This is a genomic window from Larkinella bovis (assembly GCF_042655385.1).
Classification (GTDB): Bacteria; Bacteroidota; Bacteroidia; order Cytophagales; family Spirosomataceae; genus Larkinella; species Larkinella bovis.
Genome location: NZ_JBHSMA010000002.1, coordinates 448,477 through 469,839 on the forward strand (window position 1 = coordinate 448,477; position 21,363 = coordinate 469,839).

Sequence of the window (21,363 nt, forward strand, 5' to 3'; positions counted from 1 at the left end):
TACGTCAGCGAAATGCAAAAACCGGAAAAGCGTCGTTGGCGTTGAAGTCGGTCCGATCCGGGGGTAATTCCATAAACCCATCGCACCGCAACAGGTTGGCGTAATCGGCGGAACCGCTTCCCGGTAAAGGTTCGGCCTGCCAACTTCCTTCCGGATTTACCGATAAACTAACGGGCAGGAAATAAGTTAGTTTGGGCAGGAACGAAATCGGGCGGGTTAATCGGGCAACCGGCGGCTGAACAGCTGGTAATCCCAGGGATGCTTTAAGCCACGGCAGCAGGTACCGGTAGGCGCATAAAAACGTCGAAACCGGGTTGCCGGGTAAGCCAAAAACGACTTTTCCGTGATCGGACGTGCCGAACCATAGCGGTTTTCCGGGCCGTTGGGCCACCTGATGGAACCGCTGCCGGACGCCCAGCCGTTCCATCACGGCCGGCACAAAATCGGCTTTTCCGGCCGAAACGCCCCCGCTCAGGACCAGCGCGTCGAAATCGGTCAGCAGGGTTTTCAGGGCGGTTTCCATCGTATCGGCCTCGTCGGGCAGGTGCAGCAGGGCGGTTTCAGCGCCGGCCTTTTCCAGAACCGTTTGCAGCAAATACGTATTGGACCGGCGAATCTGGTACGGCTCGGGCGTTTCGGCCACGTCCACCAGCTCGTCGCCCGTCGAAATCAGGGCAATGCGGGGCCGTTTGCTAACCCAAACCGTGGCTTTCCCGACGGAGGCTGCCACGGCCATTTCGGCCGGACCCAGGAGCGTTCCGCCTGGGACCAGTTCGTCGTGTTGGTGCCGGTCGGTGGCCCGGCGGTGAACGTTCTGCCCCGGCTGGATGTCGTCGATCTGAAGTTCGGCAAAACCGTCGGCTATTCGGAGGTCTTCGTAACGAACGACCGTATCCGTTCCGAGCGGCAGCATGGCCCCCGTCATCACTTCCAGACAGGCAGTTTCGTCGGCCAGTGTCTGAACCGGTTTTCCCGCAAACTGAGCCCCCGCTACCCGAAACCGGCGCTGGCCGTTGGCAAGTGCCTGGTGCAGCACCGCAATACCATCCATCGAAACCCGGTCGAACGGTGGCAGGTCGCGGTCGGCGGTGAGGGGTTCGCGCAAGATTCGCCCGGCCGCCTGCCCGAGCGGAACCGGTTCGGCGGGAAGGCCCAGGGAATGATTCAGAACAATGGAATAGGCTTCGGCAACGGAAAGCATACGCAGTTTTTTTACAAAAGAAAGCAACGTGGCAGCCGCAAAAACGCGGATTGCGGGGAATTTACCGAATTTCCGGTAAAAACTCCGCAATCCGTCGGTGACTAAAAAACTATTAATCTTCGATCAGGATGCCCATTTTACCCATGCGATAATCGCGGTAGGCTTCCATCACTTCAATTTCCGAATTGAGGACAAACGGCCCCTGGGCCACGATTTTTTCGCCGATCGGTTCCCCCGACATCAGCAGGACCCGCGTATCCTCGAGGGCTTCGAGCGTGATGCCTTCGCCGTCGTTTTCCGGCACGACCATGTAGCGGGGTTTCACCTCCGTTTGCTCGCCGACGCGCAGCTTTCCGTCCAGCAGGTACAGAAAGGCGTTGTGGCTGGCAGGCAGCGGCAGGTAAATTTTACCGCCGGTTTTCAGGAACAGCGTCGCCGAATTCACCGGCGAAAAGGTTGGAATCGGCCCTTTCAACCCCAGCAAATTGCCCGAAACGACATTAACCGTCACCTTGCCATCGTCGCTGACGAACGAAGGCGTTTCTTCTTTCAGCAGCGGGTGGTACGTCGGCTGATCTTTTTTGTGCGCCATGGGCGTATTTACCCACATCTGGATGATTTCCAGTTCGTCGGAAAGTGGACGTTCGCTGTGCATGATGCCCATTCCGGCGTTCATCCACTGCGTACCCCCTTCGTAAACGCTGCGGTCGTTGCCCCGGCTGTCGCGGTGCCGCACACCCCCCTTAAACACAAAGGTGACCGGTGAAAAGCCCCGGTGCGGGTGCGGATCGACACCTGCGCGTCGGGGATCTTCGTGTTCCCTCAGAAAACTGTGGCTGTGGTGCAGCAGCACAAACGGGTCAAGGTAAGGCAACGACTCCGACGGCAGCGGCTGCCGAACCCGAAGTTCTCCCATACTGACTAAAGGGGCCGGTATCAAGTGCTGGATGGTGCGTTCCGTTTTCATGGTTTCTGAATTTATGTGTAATAACATTTAATGTATATACATTAAATTAATAAAGAAAGTTCATTCAGGTTGGATTCTATATTTTATAGGTATGGAAACCGGATCATTCTGGTACTTTCTCAAAACCATACACCGAATATCGAATGCGGCAAACCGGATTCTTACTTATCTGGGGATTTAGTTGTCGAATTTAGGGAAAAATTGTTCTTTACAAACTCCTGCCCAGCTGCGGCCGTTTTACCGACTGAATCGATTTGCTTTTCTACAATGCCTGACGTTTCTATTCCGACGACTTTGCGGGGTTTGCCCCGACCAATTGCGGATCAAACTGCAACCGGACAGACCGGGGTTCATTACGAAATTTTCGTGCGGGCTTTCTGCGATTCCAACGGCGACGGCATTGGCGACCTCAACGGGGTGACTTCCCGGCTGGATTACCTGAAAGACCTCGGAATTTCGGCCATCTGGCTGATGCCGATCAATCCGTCGCCGAGCTATCACATGTACGACGTGACGGACTATTACGGCATTGCGCCGGAGTACGGCACGCTGGATGATTTCCGGCGGCTGATTCGGGAAGCCCACCAGCGCGGCATCAAGGTCATCATGGATTTTGTGATCAACCACACCAGCCGCCGGCATCCGTGGTTTGTGGAAGCCTGCAAAAGCCGGGACAATCCGTACCACGACTGGTACGTCTGGATGAGTCAGAAGGAAATTGACGCGCTGAATATTGCGACTCGTGAAATTACGGCGGATTCGCAGGAGAAAAACCCGTGGCATCGGGTGCCGGGTGCGCCGTTTTCCGAGAAATATTACGCGCTGTTCTGGAGCGGCATGCCGGATCTGAACTACGACCATCCGAAGGTGCGGGAAGAGATTTACAAAGCCGGAAAATTCTGGCTGACCGATGTGGGCGTCGACGGTTTTCGGCTCGATGCGGCCCGGCATATTTACCCGGACTGGGAAGAACCCAAAAATCACCAGTTCTGGGAGGAGTTCGGGCAGGTGATGGAGTCGGCCAAACCGGGCGTGTATACGGTGGGGGAAGTCTGGACGCGGGCCGAGCGCATTGCGCCGTATTTCCGGGGCCTGAAAGCCAATTTCAATTTTGACCTGAGTCTGTCCCTCCAGGAAATTCCGTTCAAGGAGCGCGACACGGCGGAAATTGTTCAGATGCTGGTTCAGAACCGCGCGATTTTTGCGGAGGTCAATCCCAACTTTATCGACGCCATCATGCTCTCGAACCACGATCAGACCCGGATCGGGAGTTTTCTCAACGGCAACCTGAATCACCTGAAAGTGGCGGCCAACCTGCTGCTGACGCTGCCGGGGAATCCGTACCTCTACTACGGCGAAGAAATCGGCATGTTGGGCACCAAGCCCGACGAAAGCATCCGGGAACCGTTTTTGTGGGATCGGAAAAGGAACGATAAAAACCGGAGCCGCTGGCGACGGCCGGTTTGCTCCACCGAGGCCACCGTGACACCCCTGGCCCAGCAGCAGGCCGACCCGGATTCGCTTTTCAATCATTACAAACGGCTGATTCACTTCCGTAATAACCACCCGGTTTTGAACGATAACCTGAGCCAACTGGAAGCCAGCGAAATCCGGCATACCAACGTGATTGCGTTCGTTCGAAAATCCGGTGACCGATCGGTGCTGATCATCCACAACCTGACCAAACGCGGAACCGACGTGGTGATTTACCCACCGGAGGCCGAAGGCAGGACGATTGTGCTGGATACGGTCGGGGGTGCCCGGCTGATCAAGGACGGAAAAGTGCGGGTTCCGGGCTACAGTTGTGTGGTGCTGGAATAAGCGTTTATCACCCCGTTTTCAACCCTGTTTCTGGTGAAGAAAAATCAACGGTTTCTGTCGGAATTGCCACGAAATCAGGACTTTTTGAGTCACTTCCTGGTGAATTACAAGACAAATTTAAAGTTTATTTCTATCTTGTTGCATCTAACGGATAGATGCTATGGAGAAGATTCTGCTTTCACGGAATTTTTTGAAAAAACCGGGTCACGTAATAGCCATTGCGCTGTTTACCGTTCTGGTGATTGAAGCCATTAGCTGGGTGTTTCATTACGAGAAGAAGGTAATACATTTACAGGAATACGGCGGGATTCTGGGCTATCTCTATATCGTGCTGGGTGGCGCGGTTCTCCCCGAAATGGCAACGCTGATCATTATTCTGACGTTGCTCAACCAGTACCACATGATCTTCCGAATCAAGTACGTGAAGCTGAACTGGTCCAGTATTCTGCGGTACGAGCTGCTGATTCTTCCCGTTCTGCTGATTGCGTTTTTCTTCTTCAATCCGATCACCCAGACCGTTCGTTTTCTGCTCCTGGAGTTTCCGCATTACGATGTCGCCCGGTTTATGGAAAACTACGTTATGGGTACCTATTCGTTGCGGTATTATTTTCTCTACCTGCTGCCGGTTTTCATCATGGGCTACGGAGCCATTAATGCCTCGCTGGTGAATGACCTGATGAAAGCCGGAAGAAACTATCGTTCCGATACCATGGCGGTTGAGTGACCAACCCGGTTTTTCTGGTTGAGCAAATCCGTTCCCCTTTTTCGGCTTCAGGACGGTGTTCCCGCCGGCGAGTAGAAACAGGACCCGGAAAAACGCGGGCCGGACCGGCTGTAACTTCCCGGATACGCAGCCGATCCGGTTGTCGGTGCTCACCCAGGCCGTATTGAAAACCGCCCGAACCGTGTAGATTTTCTGATACTAGGAACCGGTCAGGTAGCTGGCATTCCCGAATTCGCACGCCCTGCCCTGCCTGCAAAACCGGTTTTGCCGGTGTTCTTCTTCGTACAGATTTCCCATCAACCGGCCCTTGGGGCTGGCCCCGCACGGGGCTGGCTTTTCGGGTATCTGCCAAAATCAACCGGCCCGGGATTTTCAAACCCGGGGGATGAAAGCTATCTTTGCCAAACTTTTCCTCCCGTTTCGCGCCATGCAACAACTCAGCGTCCGACACCTGCTGGGCATTAAGAACCTGACCGAGAACGACATTCAACTCATTTTAGCAACGGCTCGCGAGTTCAAAGACGTCATTAATCGACCGATCAAAAAAGTGCCGTCGTTGCGCGACATCACGATTGCGAACGTTTTTTTCGAAAATTCGACCCGCACCCGGCTGTCGTTCGAACTGGCCGAAAAGCGGTTATCGGCCGATGTGGTGAATTTTTCGGCCTCGGGCAGTTCGGTTAAAAAAGGGGAGACGCTGCTGGACACCGTCAACAACATTCTGGCGATGAAAGTCGATATGATTGTGATGCGGCATAGTAGTCCCGGCGCTCCGCATTATCTGTCCGATCGGATTCACGCCAACGTCGTCAATGCGGGCGATGGGACGCACGAACACCCGACGCAGGCGCTGCTGGATTCATTTTCGATCCAGGATAAACTGGGCGAGGTGGCCGGGAAACGGGTGGCCATTATCGGCGATATTCTACATTCGCGGGTGGCGCTGTCCAATATCTTCTGCCTGCAAAAACAGGGCGCCGAGGTGATGGTTTGCGGCCCAACGACCCTGATTCCCAAATACATCGCGCAGCTGGGTGTCAAGGTGAGTCACGACGTTCGTGAAGCCCTGAACTGGTGCGACGTGGCCAACGTATTGCGGATTCAACTGGAGCGGCAGCAGATCAAGTATTTTCCGTCGCTGCGGGAGTACTCACTTTACTACGGAATTACCAAAAAGATGCTGGACGAGCTGGACCGGCCCATTGTCCTGATGCACCCCGGGCCAATCAACCGGGGGGTTGAACTGACGTCGGAAGCCGCCGATTCGCACCACTCGATCATTCTGGATCAGGTCGAAAACGGGGTGGCCGTCCGGATGGCGGTTTTGTATTTGCTGGCGCAGATGTCACGAAGATAGTACACCAAGTGGGTCAGATGTAAGGCGTAAATCTTCCTGATCTAACCCACCTAGTGTAATAGTCTCAATCGACTAGTACACATTTTTCTGTTAAAATCGCTCTGTAACCGTCGGTTGTGGTGGAGGAGTAGGTGTTTTGGAACTAGTTGAAATCCGGCGGAATCACCGCATCCAGGGAGAAAACGCCCGCTCCAGTCAGCATCAGGGAGAGAAGCCCCGCTATATACAGCAGGTTGATCTCGTAGCCCGGAGGGCCGAACTGGGGGCCGTTGGGCGTTAATCCAATGGTGTTGACGGAGCTAAAACCATAGTTGAGGTGAACCGTAAACATCGCAACCAGCATGGTGCCAATGAGCGGTATGGCTGTGTAACTGACCAGCAGACCCACAAAGAATGAAATCGTAACGTCAGGCGAAGGGTTTGAGAAAATAAACGGCAAGTTGCGCTGGAAACACTGGTGTGTCCGCATGAACCCGAGACACTGATTTTCATCGGGCTGACTGGCAAAAACGCCAGTCAGCCCGTCGCAGTTGTAACCCAAGTTATGATGGTTGTGTCACGGGATCCATCACCAGGTTATCGATCATTTTTTAAAAGGGTCTTTTTCAACGCCGGCAGCCAGTTTTCGAGCAAGTCATGGCAATTGATGACCTTTTCGGCCAGGTCATTACAGACGTAGAAATAGTGATTGGAAGCCTCAAAACCCAGGCGGCTGTCCTGACCCTGGAGCGCGGCCATTTGCCTGGCCAGCCGAATCTCTTTTTTCAGGATGTTTTCCAGCGCCAACACCTTCTCCTGCCAGTCCGGCGTTGGTTGATTAGCGGCTCCCAACTGGTCCCGAAGCTGGATGAATCGCGCCTGGAGCGCAAGGCTGCTGTAATGAACGGCCACGGTTTCGGCTACCCGGCATTCACCAGCCAGCCGTTGTTTTTGCCGGGGCGTCAGCCGGAGCGATACCGTTTCGTGCCTCAGTTTTTCCAGGGCCTGCGTGAATCCAGACGCCACTTTTTCCAACTGGTCGATAAAAACCCCGGCTGGATAGTTACTCCGCCAATTTTTAAGATCATCATACGCAAGCCCCACCATACTTGCCTTATAACCAGTTGGTTCCGGCCAGAGCAGATTGGCCGGCCCCACTTGCAACGGAGCATTGTACACAACGCCGACATGATACGGAAATTCCGAGAACGCCCGGCTAAATTGACGCCACGCTTCGGTGACGGCCCCGGCGGCCGGACCAAACCGCCGTCGGGCCACGTTCTGCATGGCTTCCAAAGGTTCAATGGTGGGACGGCTTCCCATTTCGGCCACTACTTCCAGATTGGGCGACGGATAGCCGCACAGCGTCCAGCCGAGCATCAGGCCTTCAACGCCGGAATTGCGCAGGTTTTTGGCATGGTTCGCCACATTTTCGAGAGCCGGAATATACGGGACTGCGGCCAGTTCCCAGGTGTTGTTTGCCTGAATTTTGGCGATTGTTTTCAGACCGTTCCGGCGCGCTAGGTCCCAGTGTCTGGAAGCCCGGGGGCCCGGCCCGATGGAGGAAATGGAATATTCGCCCACCGTGTTTTTGATCCCGCCCCGTTCGATGGGTAGTTCCCATTCGCTCACACTCATCAAGGCCGCTTCTTTCGGGAGTTTGGGGATAATGTCTTCGGCAAACCCGGTTTTCCAGCCCCAATCCCAGACAATCAACTGCGGCTGGTGGGCGGTTTTGTGAGCGCTCATACCGCGCTGGATGCCGGTCATATAGAGCTGATTTAACTCGGCGATGACCTCGGAGGGGCTGCGTTTCGAACAGCGAGGACAGTCGGCCCCTTTCCCGTGCGACCAGCAGTTGGTATAATTTTCCGAAGCCGTAATGGAGAAAAAACCGGCCAGGTCAGGGATGCGGTTAACAATCAGGGCAATCGAATCGGCCAGATACTGTTGAACCGCCGGATGCGATGTACACAAGGCGGCCTGTTGACCGAATGGCACGCCTTTTAATTCCGGGTGTTTGTCAAAGAAAGCGAGGGGCAGGAAGCGTGGCTCATTGAGGTACAGATACATCCCGATGCCGTGTCGACGTGCTTTTTTGACCAGCGTATGCAGGTTTTCCAGCCGTTGTTCCCACTGCTCGCTGAGGGTATGATCCCAGGGGAACGGGGTGATCTTCGATAGGACAATGTGCATCCAAGTTCCATTCATGCCCGCAGCCGCCATCTGATCCAGGTAGCCTTCCGGATACGGGTCAATGTCCGTTTCCAGCAACGGATCGCCGAATAACGCAAAATAGGCGTAGCCAAACCGGGGAGCGCTACCCGCCGAAGCAGGCACTGCTTTCGTTTCGGGCGGTTGTGACAGGTCGTTGACAAACTGAAACAAGGGTTCCCGATGGATGGGAAAACCGGCCGGAAATTCATCCCGTATCCAGCGGGCCAGTTGCTTTTCCCGGGCTTTCGTTTCCGGGGACGCTTCTGTAAACGTGATCGGTTTGCAGTCCGGTTTCAGGCTTCCCAGCTTAATATAAAAGAAATCATCTTCCTGCAGCGTGAACGTCAGCTTTTCGTCGCTCCAGTTGAGCAGGGTTAACAGCTGTTCGCGGGGCAACAGGTGCCAGTTTCTCCGGATAATGGTCAGATAGCTCCGTTTGAGCTGGTCGGTCGAAACCGGCTGCACGGGCGGGAGCCCCATGGCCGATGCCAGCTTTTGCAGGGCCGCCTGATTGGTGTCCAGCACGAGGGCTAGTCGTTCGATCGGGACCAGGTTCCAGTTCCGCCAGATAAACGCATGCAGCGTCGACGGAAAATGGCTTAACGAAACCGGTTGGTGAGCCAATTCGGTCAGAACCGGGGGGGAGGCCCAGGCCGGATCGGCGACTGCATAGGCCGTTACGAAAGCCGCAGCTGTTAAAAATTGCCTTCTCGACAAGGCGGTGGGATGACCGGTCATAAGGGTTCTGTTCTATTGTAAGGGTTGTAGGCGTCTAAACCGGCCCAGCGGTTGTTTTCGATTCACCATCAGGAAGTCGATCCTTCCGGTAAAAGCAAAAATAGGGTCCCAGGCTTTATATAGCTTTTACTTTTATCACGATTATTGATACTATTTTTCAGAAAGAAAAAAAGAGGCCCTTTCCCGCCGTCGGGCAGCTTTCGGAACCCGTTTTTCCAGCCCGCTGCGGGCCTTGATGAGTTCAGCCATTTTGTTCCTGATGCTACCCAATTCTGGACGGCTGCGTACTTCATTGAGTAAATTGTGCCCCTTAACCCCTTTACCAGACGGACTTTTCTGAACCCAATGACACCAATGCTCACCCGTATGACGAAGTATACGCTCCTGACCTTCCTGGTAATAATCAGTGCTTTGGTTGCCCGGGGGCAGCAGAAAGACCCGCTTGACAAGATCATCATCACGGCCCAAAAGGGGAAAACCCGGGTGACTGCCGGCGAAAACGGCGAATTGCAGGTCAACGTGTCTCCAAAAGATGTCCGTACCTTTAAAACCGCCGGACGGGTTCGTTACCGGGACTTCGGTGCCAGGGGGGATGGCAAAACCGATGATATCGACGCGATCGCGGCCACCCACGCCTTTGCCAACCTGCACGGCCTGCCGGTGAAAGCCGACGATGGAGCCACCTACTACATTGGCGGGAAGGAGCGCACAGCCCTCATCCGGACGGACACGGATTTTGGCACGGCAGCCTTCCTCATTGACGATACGCAGGTACAAAACCGCAATGCGTCTGTTTTTACGGTAGGGTCAGACCTCAAACCGTTTAAGCTCGAGACGATAACTTCCCTGAAACGGAATCAGGAAAAAATTGACGCGACGTTGCCGGGCCCCTGTCTGATCACGGTTACGAACGCTAACGTGAAGCAATACATCCGGTTCGGACTCAACCAGAACAATGGCTCCGCGCAGACCGATATCTTTGTCGTTGACAAAAATGGTACCGTCGATAAAAACGCTCCGATCATCTGGGATTTCGACCAGATCACGGACATCACCGCGCTGCCCATCGACGAGAAACCGCTGAAGATCACCGGCGGGCGCTTCACCACCATTGCCAATAAAGCGGAATCAAAGTATACGTATTATAACCGAAACATCGCCATCCGGCGGTCCCACGTGCTGGTCGAAGGGCTGGAACACCGCGTCACGGGGGAAGGAGACCACGGGGCTCCCTATGGCGGTTTTCTTAGCATTGGCGACTGCTCGTATGTGACGGTTAAAAACACCATTCTGACCGGCCACCGAACCTACAGCACCATTGGCGCGGCCGGGAAACCGGTCACTATGGGCACGTACGACCTTTCGGTCAACCGCGCCCTGAACGTATCCTTTGTCAACTGCAGCCAGACCAATGACATCAACGACAATACGTACTGGGGCATTCTGGGTTCTAACTTCTGTAAAAACCTGCTGTATGACCATTGTATCCTCTCCCGGTTTGACGCCCACCAGGGAGTTGCCAACGCGACCATCCGTAACTCGACCCTGGGGCACATGGGAATCAATGCCATTGGCACCGGACTCTTGTTAGTGGAGAATTCGACCATTCGCGGCAGGAGCATTGTCAACCTGCGCTCCGACTACGGCAGTACCTGGCAGGGAGAACTGGTGATCCGCAACTGTGTTTTCGTACCGGCCAATGGTAAACCCACCAATGCCGCCCTGATCAATGGATTCAATTCCGGTCAGCATGATTTCGGCTATACCTGCTATATGCCGGAACGAATCACCATTGAAAATCTCCGTATCGACGACGCCCGGCATCCGGAAACGTACCAGGGACCGGCCATTTTTACCAATTTCAATCCGGAGATGAGGGATTCTTCCTACCAGGAAAAATTTCCCTACGTCATCACGAAAGAGGTCATTCTCCGAAACGTAACGACCGCCAGCGGAAAGGCCTTGAGAGTCAGTGATAATCCGTTCATGTTCCGGGCGGTAAAGGTTACCGCCGACCGGTGAGGGAATCGCCATTCGGGTCGTCAATGAATAAATGGAAAAGGATGCGGTCATCGACCGGCACTCATAAAATGCTTCCTGCGAAATCCGCCGGACCGGTTTTCTTACGGCTTGAAGACCTTCAGCGTAACCGTTTTCAGGCCACTGCTGACCCGTAGCAAGAACAGTCCTGGTGGTTGGTGATGAACCGGAAATGTCTGCCGTTCGATTGCCTGGAGAAGCTGATGTTGCCACCCGTACCAAAGGCGGTATCCAGTTGGCGGGCTATGCGAAATCGTTCAAGGATTATAAGCAATAATTCAGGTACAGTAACCAACTGGCAATACCCCCCTTGGTCACAAATTCCATCGGTGTCATCTGGTAAAAATCGCGGAAACATTTGGTAAAATAGGCCGGACTGTCGAAGCCCACCTGGTAGGCGGTTTCTGAACTGTTAAGCCCTTGTCGCAGGTATTGCGTAGCGCGTTTCAGCCGGTAATTCCGGATGACCTCGTTGGTCGATAAACCGGTCAGTGTTTTCATTTTGCGGTACAGCCCCGTACGGCTCAATCGCAGTTCGTGGCTTAATTCCTCGACCCCGAAATGGGGATTATCCAGATTTTTTTCCAAAACCGGGTAGAGAATTTCGAAAAAAGGCTCCGGTGATTCCGGGGAGGAAACCATCGGAGCCGTATCCGGATTAGTCAGGCGTCCCCGAATCCATTCCCGATACTGCCGTTGCTGGTCCAGCAGATTTCGTACCCGCAACCGGAGTTCTTCCATGTGAAACGGCTTGGTAATGTAGTCGTTTGCCCCCGCTTTCAGCCCTTCCACCCGGCTCTCGTAGGCCGATTTCGCCGTCAGGAGAATTACCGGAATGTGATTAAGGCGGATGTCTGCTTTGAGCTTCCGGACCAGCGTATACCCGTCCATGACCGGCATCAATACGTCCGAGATAATCAGGTCGGGCATTTGGCCCAGCGCCAGCGCCAGGCCCTCGGCACCGTTGGACGCCTGGATAATCCGGTAGGAATCGGGGAAACTCTCCGCGATGTACATTGCCAGCTCCTGGTTGTCTTCCACGATGAGCAAATGAATAGCGGCATCGGCTTCCCTAGCCAAAGGCGTCGGGGCTTCGTTGGGCTGCCCGACGGAAGAAACCGCTGGGCGGTAGGGTAGGGAAACCGTAAAGGTTGTCCCGGTGCCCAGTCCGCTTTTGACCCGGATCGTGCCGCCCTGTAATTCCACAAACTCTTTGACCAGCGACAGTCCGATGCCCGTGCCGCCCTGTTGCTTCTGGGCCGACAGACCGGCAACCGAATCTTCCACCTGATAAAACCGGTCGAAAATGTGCGGCAAATGGTCGGGGGCTATGCCAATGCCCGAATCGCTGACCGTCAGCAGAATACCGTCAGAACCCGGGTCTTTCAGCGGACTCAGCCGGCATTCAACGCGGCCCCCGGTTTGGGTGAACTTCAAGGCATTGGCGATCAGGTTCGTTACAATTCGCTCCAGCTTTCCGGTGTCGAACCAGTACTCTTCCGAAAGGGGGACGGTTTCATACCGCAGCTCAATGCCGCGCGCTTCGGCCGCAGCTTGAAACGACTGCACCATCGTACCGACAAGCTCGGCCAGATTGCCCCGCGCTTCTTCAACTTTGATCGCCCCGGCTTCCAGCTTGGACAGATCGAGCAACTGATTGACGAGGTCGAGCAACTGATTGGCGTTGCGATTGATGGTGTACAGCCGTTTCCGGTCTTCCGGTTCCTGGAGCCGGTTCAGCAACTGCTCGGCTGGCGTCATAATCAGCGCAATCGGCGTACGAAATTCGTGGGTAATATTGGAAAAAAACCGGGTTTTCATCGCATCGAGCGATTGGAGTTGCCGCAACTGCAAGCGGTTCAGGTAGGAGCGGACGGCGATATAACCGATGCTTACCAGGATCAGCGTATACCCTGATAACGCCCACCAGGTAGTCCACCACGGTTGCTGCACGATCATGGAAAGCCGCCGGACGTGCGGACTCCAGATCCCTGACGTATTCGATGCGTTCAGTTTCAGCGTGTATTCGCCGGGTCGTAAGTCCGTATAAACCGCAAGGGGGCGTTCGGTTTCAATCCATTCGGCGTCCAGCCCTTCCAGTTGGTAGCGAAACCGGATTTTGTCATGCCGGTTAAACTGCATGGCCGCAAAATGGACCGTCACAAAGTTCTGGTTGTGCTTCAGGTTCAGGGTCGAAACCGTATGAATGGTCCGGTTTTGGGTCAATTCGCCGGCTTCGATCGCCTTGTTGTTAATCAGGATATCCGTAATCTGCACGGGAGGGTGGTACGAATCATCGCGGATTTGCCGCGAATCGAAGGCCGTAATGCCCTCCAGACCACCCAGCGCAAGGCGGCCATCGGGCAACTGTAGCTGGTGAAACCGGTTGAATTCCTCCGCCAGCAAGCCATCTTCGTACGTGTAGCTATGCGTCTGCAACGTACGCTGGTTCAGGCGGCCCAAGCCCTGATTGGTGGCTACCCAGAGGAACCCCTTCCGGTCGGGGAGGACACTGTAAATGACATCGTTCGGCAAGCCGGTTTTCGTCGAAAAGCAGATTGACCGGCCGGTACGTTTGTCAAAACGACACAGCCCCGCGCCAAACGTACCAACCCATAACCGGGTGCTATCGGATGGGTCGGCCACCAGGCAGGTCAGCAGGTTACTGCTCAGGGAAGCCGAATCGCCGGGTCGGTGGGTAAAATGATGAAGCTGGCCGGTTTTGCGATCGGTTCGGAAAAGCCCGTTGGAACCGGTGATTACCCAGATGGCCTGGTGATCAACCACCATTTGCAGCGAAACCCGCTGCGAATCGGCCTTGGGCCGGATGACCCACGGAAATAACTCCCAGGTATGCTGTTTTTCGTTGTATCGCCAGGCTTTCAGATGGTGCCCCAGCCAGATGTGGCCTGCGAGGTCGATGGTCAGCAGCACGGGATGCATCGCGGGGCCGCTGCCAATGGTTTCGGGCAAGGGGATCGCTTGCCACTTTTTCGTTCGAAGGTCGAGTTGATAGACCCCGGAGGTGCCCACCGAAACCCAAAGTTTTCCGTGCCGGTCGCTGACCGACCGAAAGTTATACGCATATCCTTTCGCCAGCGCCGGCGGTAGCTCCGCTGCCGGCAGCCCCAGAAACCGGGTAAAAAGGTCGGCCTGAAACCCGTCCCGGTAGCGTATGGTCTGAAACAGGCTGGCACGCAGGTTGAACTTCAGAACGCCGTCCCCGTTGGTTCCGACCCACAGAACATCCGACCGGTCGATGTAAATACAGCGATAGCTTTGATTTCCCACCGGATCGGTCAGCAACCGGACGCCATTGGTGTCATCGAACCGGTACAGCCCGTTGATTGCCACGTAGTCGTTGCCCTGGCTATCGGTGGCAAAGTCGGTTTTGGTTTCTTTTTGATAGGTTTTAGGAAGTTTGAACGCTTTGAACGTTCCGGTCCGGGTCTGATAAACCGTCAGGTGCTTTTCTGTGGCCAGCAATAAATCGCCATTGGTCCGGGCGTACAACCCGAGAAGGGAGGCATCGGGTAAGCCATTGGGCGTTCCAAACGGATAATGAACAAAGCGGTCCGCAGATTCGTCCAGGCGATCCAGCCCGGCTTCGGTGGCCAGCCAGATCCGGCCCTGCCGATCCTGTACGATTTGCCGGATCAGCGGATGGGAAAGCGACCCCGGCTGGCCCGGCTGGTGACGAAACCACCGATAGTGGTTGGTCCGGAGGTCGATCTGCAGCAGTCCGCCCGCCCGGGGACTCATCCAGAGCCGGTTTTGGTTATCCACGAAAAAACACCGGATGGAATCCCGCTGAATATTTTTCTGATAAAGAGGTTGGTGGGTAAATCGATAGAAGGTTTCGGTAGCCGGGTCGAACCGATCAAGATCGTGTTCGCTACGAATCCACAACCGTCCCTGGGCATCCGGTTTTAGTTCATGGACAATGACCGACTGGAAAGTTTTGAAGTTCGTGCCATCGTAGCGCCCCAGTCCGGCCAGTGTACCCACCCAGATAAACCCCTGCCGGTCCTGAACGATGGAAGGAACAAAGCCCTGTGGTAGCCCCTGTCGCTGCGTGATGATTTCGGGTGGCCGCCAACCGTCGGATTGCGCCAGCGCCCGCTGTTCGCAACCGGTTAGTCCGCCCAGAATTGCCCACAAAAAATAATGGAATCGGAAGTAATTCCCCATCATGAGGCTGCACCTGACCTTTCAAAAGTAACTCAACCAAAATAGTGACAATATAGTCGTTATGAGCGCTACTTGAGTAAGGAAGCAGAATTAGAATTAATTAACTGGCATAGTTGGATGAGTCGTCGGAAAAGCCTGTTGCCCGGACTGAGGGCGTTACCAGGGGAATTCCATCCTTCGGGCCCCTATCTGGCAAAACGAGATGGGGAGTTGACGGAGTCGTTTTCGTTCCATCAAGTTCCATGGGCGGGGGCTTGGTCGTTGGCTGAGCATCCTTTCCTGACGCAAGACCTCTAAAACCAGCTTGGCGTTGAAATCAGCCGCGAACAGACGACGGTTTTTTGTTTTCATGGAGGACAGAGTTAGTAACTATTCCGGGTAATTAAGAGCCTGACACCACGAGCGGGGCCCACGCTATTCTACCGACGCGGAACCACACAAATGGCGTACGGGCCGGTAGACCCACAGGCCGGAAACATACATGCCGGTCCGAAAATGAGAGCCCTTATACGGTACAGTTCAAGGCCGGTTGAGATAATATACTATTAAATAGTGTATAGTTGCAATTTTATTGTTAAACTTGTTTTAAAAGGCGGTAAGTAAAATTTGTGCCTCGCAATCTTATGTTCATAATTATTTAACGGTCAGTTTCCAAGTACCCTTGAAACGGCATGTAAGTTTGAATCCAAAATCTTCTTCTGTGCAACTACCACCTGATAACGAATTGTGGGCCTCCTTTTTGAAAGGAGACAGGGTGGCGTTTGCCTGGATATACAATCGAAATATCGAAGAACTGCTTCGATACGGTTACCGGGTTACCAGTAATCGCCAACTGATCAAAGACAGTATTCACGATCTGTTCCTGCATTTGTGGCTCCACCGCGAAAACCTTTCCAAAACCGATAATATTCGGTTTTACCTCTTTCGCTCGTTACGCAACCGAATCATTCAGAATACGGATGCGCCCACGGTTTCCGGTATTGATATGGATCTCCTCCTCGACAAGGTGTTCAGCGAACTGCCGTTGGAACACGCCATTATTGAACAGGAAAATCAGGAAGATCAGATAAAAGTACTAAAAAAGGCGATTGACCGGCTGCCTAAACGCCAGCAGGAAGTGATTCAACTCCGCTATTTCCACGATTTTACACTGGATGAGATTGCCGTGGTCATGCAGATCAACAATCAGTCGGTCCGTAATCTCATTCACCGCTCCATTTCCCAGTTAAAGATATTTTTTGAATTGGCCGGGTGGCTTCTCCTGCTCCTGTTCAATAATATCGGTAAAAATTAAAATATTTTCCGGCTCTTCTGAGTACAAATGTCTATCCGCTCCATTTAGACTTACGATTGCCATAGAGATGTTTGAAAAATACGCGACATATGGTCTTGAAGACTTCGTTCAGGACGGAGAGTTTATCCGGTGGGTCAAATACCCTGACCTGGAGAATAATCTCTTTTGGTCCCTGCTACTGGAGACGTACCCCTTTCAACAGGAAACCGTTCATCAGGCCAGGCAGGTTGTTCTGAAATTACAGGAAGCATCTCATATCAGTCTCGGGGACGACGATGCCAGGGAGATTTGGAATACCCTCCAACACTCTATTAATAAGCCTGTTCGTGTTTTGCCGCTCTGGGAAAGGACCTGGATTAAAATGGCAGCGGCTATCATTGTTCTGATTGGCGGCCTGTCGGTGTGGCAATTGAGGAAGGAGGAGACGAATTTGCTTGCGATCAGCAAAATCATGTATGGCGTACTTTCCGGCGATCTGACCGTCGTATCGAATAGTGAAGCTGACTCGCTGGCCATAACGCTTCCGGATAATAGCCGTATCACCCTGGCGCGCGGGGCCAGGATCCGGTATAAAACCAGTTTCGGTGATTCGGTTCGTGAGGTTTATTTGACCGGAGAAGCTTTTTTCGAGGTCGCGCGTGATCCTCAAAAACCGTTCGTGGTCTATACCAATAAGTTAATAACCAGGGTGCTAGGGACAAGTTTTCGGATAAAAACCGATGCGGAGACTAACAATGTAGCGGTTTCGGTCAGGACCGGTAAAGTGTTGGTAAAGGCTCTGTCGGTTGATCAACCGGTCGGGCTGATTTTGCTTCCTAACCAAAAGGCCAACTTTAAAACGGATTCTAAAATCCTGAGCCGGACACTCGTTGACGAACCCGTACCCATTCGGGCGGAAGGCGAGCTTCAGCTACCCGCTTTTAGGAATATACCCGTTGCCGAGCTTTTCGATAATCTTGAAAAGGTATATGGCATACCTATTCAGTTCGACCGAGACTTGCTGACAGGCTGTCGGCTGACGACTTCCTTCAGGAATGAGTCCCTGTTTCAGCGCCTGGACATTTTATGTGAAGCGATTAACGCTACGTATAGAATAGAAGAAACAAAAATAGTGATAGAAGCCCACCGATGTTTATAAGGATAAGTTCATCAAAAACATGAGCGCTTATGATTTAAATTCTTCGACTAACTAAAGCCCGACGGTGGCTGCTACCGGGTTTAAAATCCCCTGTTTTCTTTACGTATAAGGGTGTCCGTTATGGCGGATAAAGGGACATTATTGCCTTTTCAAAAATCTAGAACGATCAAATCAATGAGAAAAGATTTCGGTTTTCTAAACCTCCGAATCCTCATGAGAGTGCTCCTGATGCCGGTGGTAACAGGCGTACTTTTCGCCAACTTTACCCTTGCGCGTGAGCCGGGAACGCAAGACTTGCTCAACACAAAGGTGACCCTTAAGATGGAGAACCGGAGTATTGCAGAAATTCTCAACCAGATTGGAAAACAGGTAGACCTTACGTTTACCTACCGCACCAAACTGTTGCCCGAACAACCCGTCATTTCGGTCTATTACCGAAATGACCGCTTATCCGATGTGCTGAATCGGTTGCTTACACCGATCAATATAAAATACCGGGTTATCGGGAAGCAGGTTGTGTTAACGCCTAACGAGCCCGAGTCGAACTCGTCGGCGACGGAACCCGACCTAAAGTCGAAAGCAGGCGCTGAAATTCCGATTACCGGAACGGTTACGGACGATAAGGGGGAAAAACTGCCCGGGGTAAGCATTCTGATCAAAGGCTCTCAGCGCGGCACCACCACGGATACGGAGGGGGCGTTCTCGCTTACCGTTCCGACCAGGGAAACCACGTTGGTGTTTTCATTTGTGGGCTTTTCCTCCCAGGAGATCACCATTGGGAACCGGACGAGGATCGATGTGGTGCTGACCGTCGACGATAAGATCCTCGACGAAGTGGTGGTAGTGGGTTTTGGGACGCAAAAAAAACAGAGCGTAGTCGGTTCGATTGTACAGGCTTCGAGTGAGGAGCTGAAAAGGAACGGGAATGTTACTGACCTTAAACAGGCGTTAACCGGCAATCTTCCCGGCTTAACGACGATCACCTCCAGCGGGGAGCCCGGTGGAACAGCCTCCGGCGAAAGCGCTACGGCGATTTTCATCCGGGGCCGCAATACCTGGAACGGCGGGCAGCCCCTCATTATGGTTGATGGCGTTGAAAGAAACATGGAGAACATCGATGTAAACGAGGTCGCAACGGTTTCGGTCCTGAAAGATGCCTCTGCAACCGCCGTTTTCGGGGTGAAGGGGGCGAATGGCGTTATTCTGATCACCACAAAACGGGGGTCAGAAGCCAAACCGCAGCTTTCGGTCTCCTACAATGCTACCGCCCTGTCGGTTTCCCGTTTGCCTCAGAAACTGGACTCGTATGAAGCCATCATGCTCCGAAACGAAATGATCGAGCGCGAAGGGGTTATTAGCCCGGTTTCGTGGGGGGACTACGTACCGTATGACGTGGCCCTGCGGTACCGGCGCCCGCAAAGCGACATCAACACCATCTTGTATCCAAACGTTGACTGGAAGGAGGCTATGTTCAGGGATGTATCCTGGTCGCATCGGGCCAATCTGAACGTGACGGGAGGCACTAAGTTTGTCAAATATTTCGGGTCGCTGGCGTATCTGAACGAGAGCGATATGTTCAAAAAGTACGAGAACAACAAAAATTATGACCCCAGCTACGGCTTCAACCGCTTTAACTTCCGGAGTAACCTGGACTTTAAAGTAACCGGAACGACGAATATCAAGGTAAACCTGGCCGGTTTTTTTAGCCAGAAAAATACCAATTATTCGTACGCCAGTGGTACATCCGGCACCAATCCGCTCGCGTGGGCTGCGGCCTACCGGTTTCCGCCGGATGTTATTCTGCCCCAGTATCCAGACGGAAGCTGGGGACAGAGTTACTCGCTGCCTCCCGAAGGACTTCAAAACCCGGTTGCTCTTGTTTATAATACCGGCGTCTGGCAGCGACGGGAAGTAGCGCTGAACGCTGACTTTACCCTCGAACAGAAACTGGACTTTATTACCAAAGGGCTGAGTGTGACGGGTTTGCTGTTTTATGACAACAGCATGCAAACCGTCGGCGGTATTACCGATCAGAACCATGTGCGGCCCGAGGGAAACCTGCCCGGAAAAATTGTCTATCCGGATCGCTACACCGGCGAAGGTCAGAATCCGAATGAGTATACCGAAACCACACCGGTCACCGCGGCAAACGCTTTTGACTGGGTGATGAGCCCGTGGACCATCAATCCGGAGGAGGTCTCCTCGACCTTCACGGGTTATCTGCCCATCCGACGCAGACTGATGTATCAGTTACAGACGAATTACACACGTGATTTCGACAAACACCATGTGGGCGCGCTGGCCTTGTTCAAGCGGGAGCAATTCGCGCAAGGAAGTATGTTTCCGAGTTACCGGGAGGACTGGGTCTTCCGCACCACCTATGATTACGATTCCAGGTATTTGTTCGAATTTAACGGGGCTTACAACGGATCTGAAAAGTTCGGCCCGGGTTATCGCTTTGACTTTTTCCCCTCTTATGCCTTTGGATGGAATGTTACGAATGAGAAGTTTTTCAAAGTTAGCTGGATCAATCATTTGAAATTCCGCTACAGCGCGGGAACCGTCGGGGACGATGCGGGGGGCGCGCGGTGGGCGTACCAGTCGCAGTATGCCTACGGGAATTCCAGCTTACTGAATGCCAACCCGAACGAAAAAAGTCCGTACATCTGGTACAAGGAATCGATCGTCGGTAACCCGGATATTCACTGGGAAAAGGCCCGGAAAAATAATTACGGGGCCGAACTGGGCTTCTTCAATGACCTGGTGCAGGTGAACTTCGATTACTTTACGGAGAACAGAACCGATATCATGATTTCGGGAACCTCCAGAGCTATTCCTCCCTATTTCGGAGCAACACCCCCTTCCGCCAACCTGGGCCAGGTAAAGTCCAAAGGATACGAGTTGGAGGTGAGGGTGAACAAACGTTTCACCTCCGGGGTGCATCTCTGGGGTAACCTCTCCTATACCCATACGCAGAATAAGGTGCTGAACCGGGACGATCCGGCCTTACAGGCCGCGTACCTGAAACAGGCTGGCTACCAGATTGGACAAACCAGAAGCCTGGTGAACACCGGTTTTTACAACAACTGGGATGAGGTGTTTGCGAGTGTTCCGCAGCAAACCAACGACTTGTCCAAGCTGCCCGGATACTATAATATGCTTGATTTCAATGGCGACGGGGTGATCACCGGCAACGACGATAGCGTGCCCTTCGGCCATTCCGACATCCCTCAGAATAATTACAACGCGACAATCGGCGGTGGTTACAAAGGCTTTACGTTAATGCTGCAATTTTTTGCCGTCAACAATGTCTCCCGGAACATTCCGCTGGACAACTTTTACCTGTATCAGAACGTGCTTTTTTCGCACGTAAGGGATCACTGGTCAAGAGACAACCAGGATGCTACGTCCTTTCTTCCCCGCTGGAAATCCCAGGGACAGTTTATCGGAAATTATTTCATCTATGACGGGTCTTTTGTGCGGCTTCGCTCCGCCGAGGTTGCCTATACGTTTCCCAAAACGGTTACAAGCCGCCTGGGGGTTTCTTCACTGCGCCTGTTTGCCAATGGCAACAACCTGTTTTTCTGGTCGAAACTGCCGGATGACCGGGAGTCGGCTGCTTCGGGAGGGGCTGCGAGTGCCGGAGCCTATCCGACACCACGGCGCTTTAATATCGGTATTGACTTAACTTTTTAA

The 21,363-nt window shown here is 53.4% G+C and carries 12 protein-coding genes; 7 read left to right on the forward strand and 5 right to left on the reverse strand.

The features are described from left to right. Window positions 1-4: 4 nt before the first annotated feature. Both ACFPMF_RS09065 and ACFPMF_RS09070 read right to left on the reverse strand, forming a co-directional pair. The gene (locus ACFPMF_RS09065) at window positions 5-1,201 is read right to left on the reverse strand and encodes a molybdopterin molybdotransferase MoeA (RefSeq protein ID WP_379843423.1); all 1,197 of its coding nucleotides are present in this window, start codon (window positions 1,199-1,201) and stop codon (window positions 5-7) included. 112 nt (window positions 1,202-1,313) lie between these two features. After that, a complete protein-coding gene (locus ACFPMF_RS09070; RefSeq protein WP_379843426.1) occupies window positions 1,314-2,168 on the reverse strand; it encodes a pirin family protein in 855 nt (284 codons plus the stop codon). Window positions 2,169-2,435: 267 nt separating this feature from the next. Between ACFPMF_RS09070 and ACFPMF_RS09075 the strand changes: the two genes are divergently transcribed. The 3 genes from ACFPMF_RS09075 to ACFPMF_RS09085 all read left to right on the forward strand — a co-directional run bounded on the left by ACFPMF_RS09075 (window position 2,436) and on the right by ACFPMF_RS09085 (window position 6,070). Further along, complete coding sequence (locus ACFPMF_RS09075) at window positions 2,436-3,989, forward strand: alpha-amylase family glycosyl hydrolase (protein ID WP_379843428.1); 1,554 nt, start codon at window positions 2,436-2,438, stop codon at window positions 3,987-3,989. A gap of 160 nt (window positions 3,990-4,149) precedes the next feature. Beyond that, a complete protein-coding gene (locus ACFPMF_RS09080; RefSeq protein WP_379843431.1) occupies window positions 4,150-4,713 on the forward strand; it encodes a hypothetical protein in 564 nt (187 codons plus the stop codon). A gap of 427 nt (window positions 4,714-5,140) precedes the next feature. Continuing rightward, window positions 5,141-6,070, forward strand: a complete 930-nt coding sequence (locus ACFPMF_RS09085; protein WP_379844567.1) for an aspartate carbamoyltransferase catalytic subunit — start codon at window positions 5,141-5,143, stop codon at window positions 6,068-6,070. A gap of 142 nt (window positions 6,071-6,212) precedes the next feature. Here ACFPMF_RS09085 and ACFPMF_RS09090 read toward each other — a convergent pair whose 3' ends face one another. Beyond that, window positions 6,213-6,539 (reverse strand): DoxX family protein, encoded by a 327-nt coding sequence (locus ACFPMF_RS09090; protein ID WP_379843434.1) that lies wholly within the window; start codon window positions 6,537-6,539, stop codon window positions 6,213-6,215. Window positions 6,540-6,646: 107 nt separating this feature from the next. Next, a complete protein-coding gene (locus ACFPMF_RS09095) occupies window positions 6,647-9,004 on the reverse strand; it encodes a hypothetical protein (RefSeq protein WP_379843437.1) in 2,358 nt (785 codons plus the stop codon). Window positions 9,005-9,370: 366 nt separating this feature from the next. On the opposite strand from ACFPMF_RS09095, the gene ACFPMF_RS09100 reads away from it, so the two are divergent. Continuing rightward, window positions 9,371-11,026 (forward strand): hypothetical protein, encoded by a 1,656-nt coding sequence (locus tag ACFPMF_RS09100; RefSeq protein WP_379843440.1) that lies wholly within the window; start codon window positions 9,371-9,373, stop codon window positions 11,024-11,026. Between the two features lie 282 nt (window positions 11,027-11,308). On the opposite strand, the gene ACFPMF_RS09105 is transcribed toward ACFPMF_RS09100, so the two are convergent. Beyond that, on the reverse strand, window positions 11,309-15,205 hold the full coding sequence (locus ACFPMF_RS09105) for a hybrid sensor histidine kinase/response regulator (protein ID WP_379843443.1): 3,897 nt from the start codon (window positions 15,203-15,205) through the stop codon (window positions 11,309-11,311). 730 nt (window positions 15,206-15,935) lie between these two features. On the opposite strand from ACFPMF_RS09105, the gene ACFPMF_RS09110 reads away from it, so the two are divergent. From ACFPMF_RS09110 to ACFPMF_RS09120, 3 genes are all read left to right on the forward strand, one after another. Beyond that, window positions 15,936-16,529, forward strand: coding sequence for an RNA polymerase sigma factor (locus ACFPMF_RS09110; protein WP_379843446.1), 594 nt, complete (start codon window positions 15,936-15,938; stop codon window positions 16,527-16,529). 67 nt (window positions 16,530-16,596) lie between these two features. After that, window positions 16,597-17,667, forward strand: coding sequence for a FecR family protein (locus tag ACFPMF_RS09115; protein ID WP_379843448.1), 1,071 nt, complete (start codon window positions 16,597-16,599; stop codon window positions 17,665-17,667). Between the two features lie 213 nt (window positions 17,668-17,880). Beyond that, window positions 17,881-21,363: a SusC/RagA family TonB-linked outer membrane protein gene (locus ACFPMF_RS09120; RefSeq protein WP_379843451.1), complete on the forward strand. Its 3,483-nt coding sequence runs from the start codon at window positions 17,881-17,883 to the stop codon at window positions 21,361-21,363.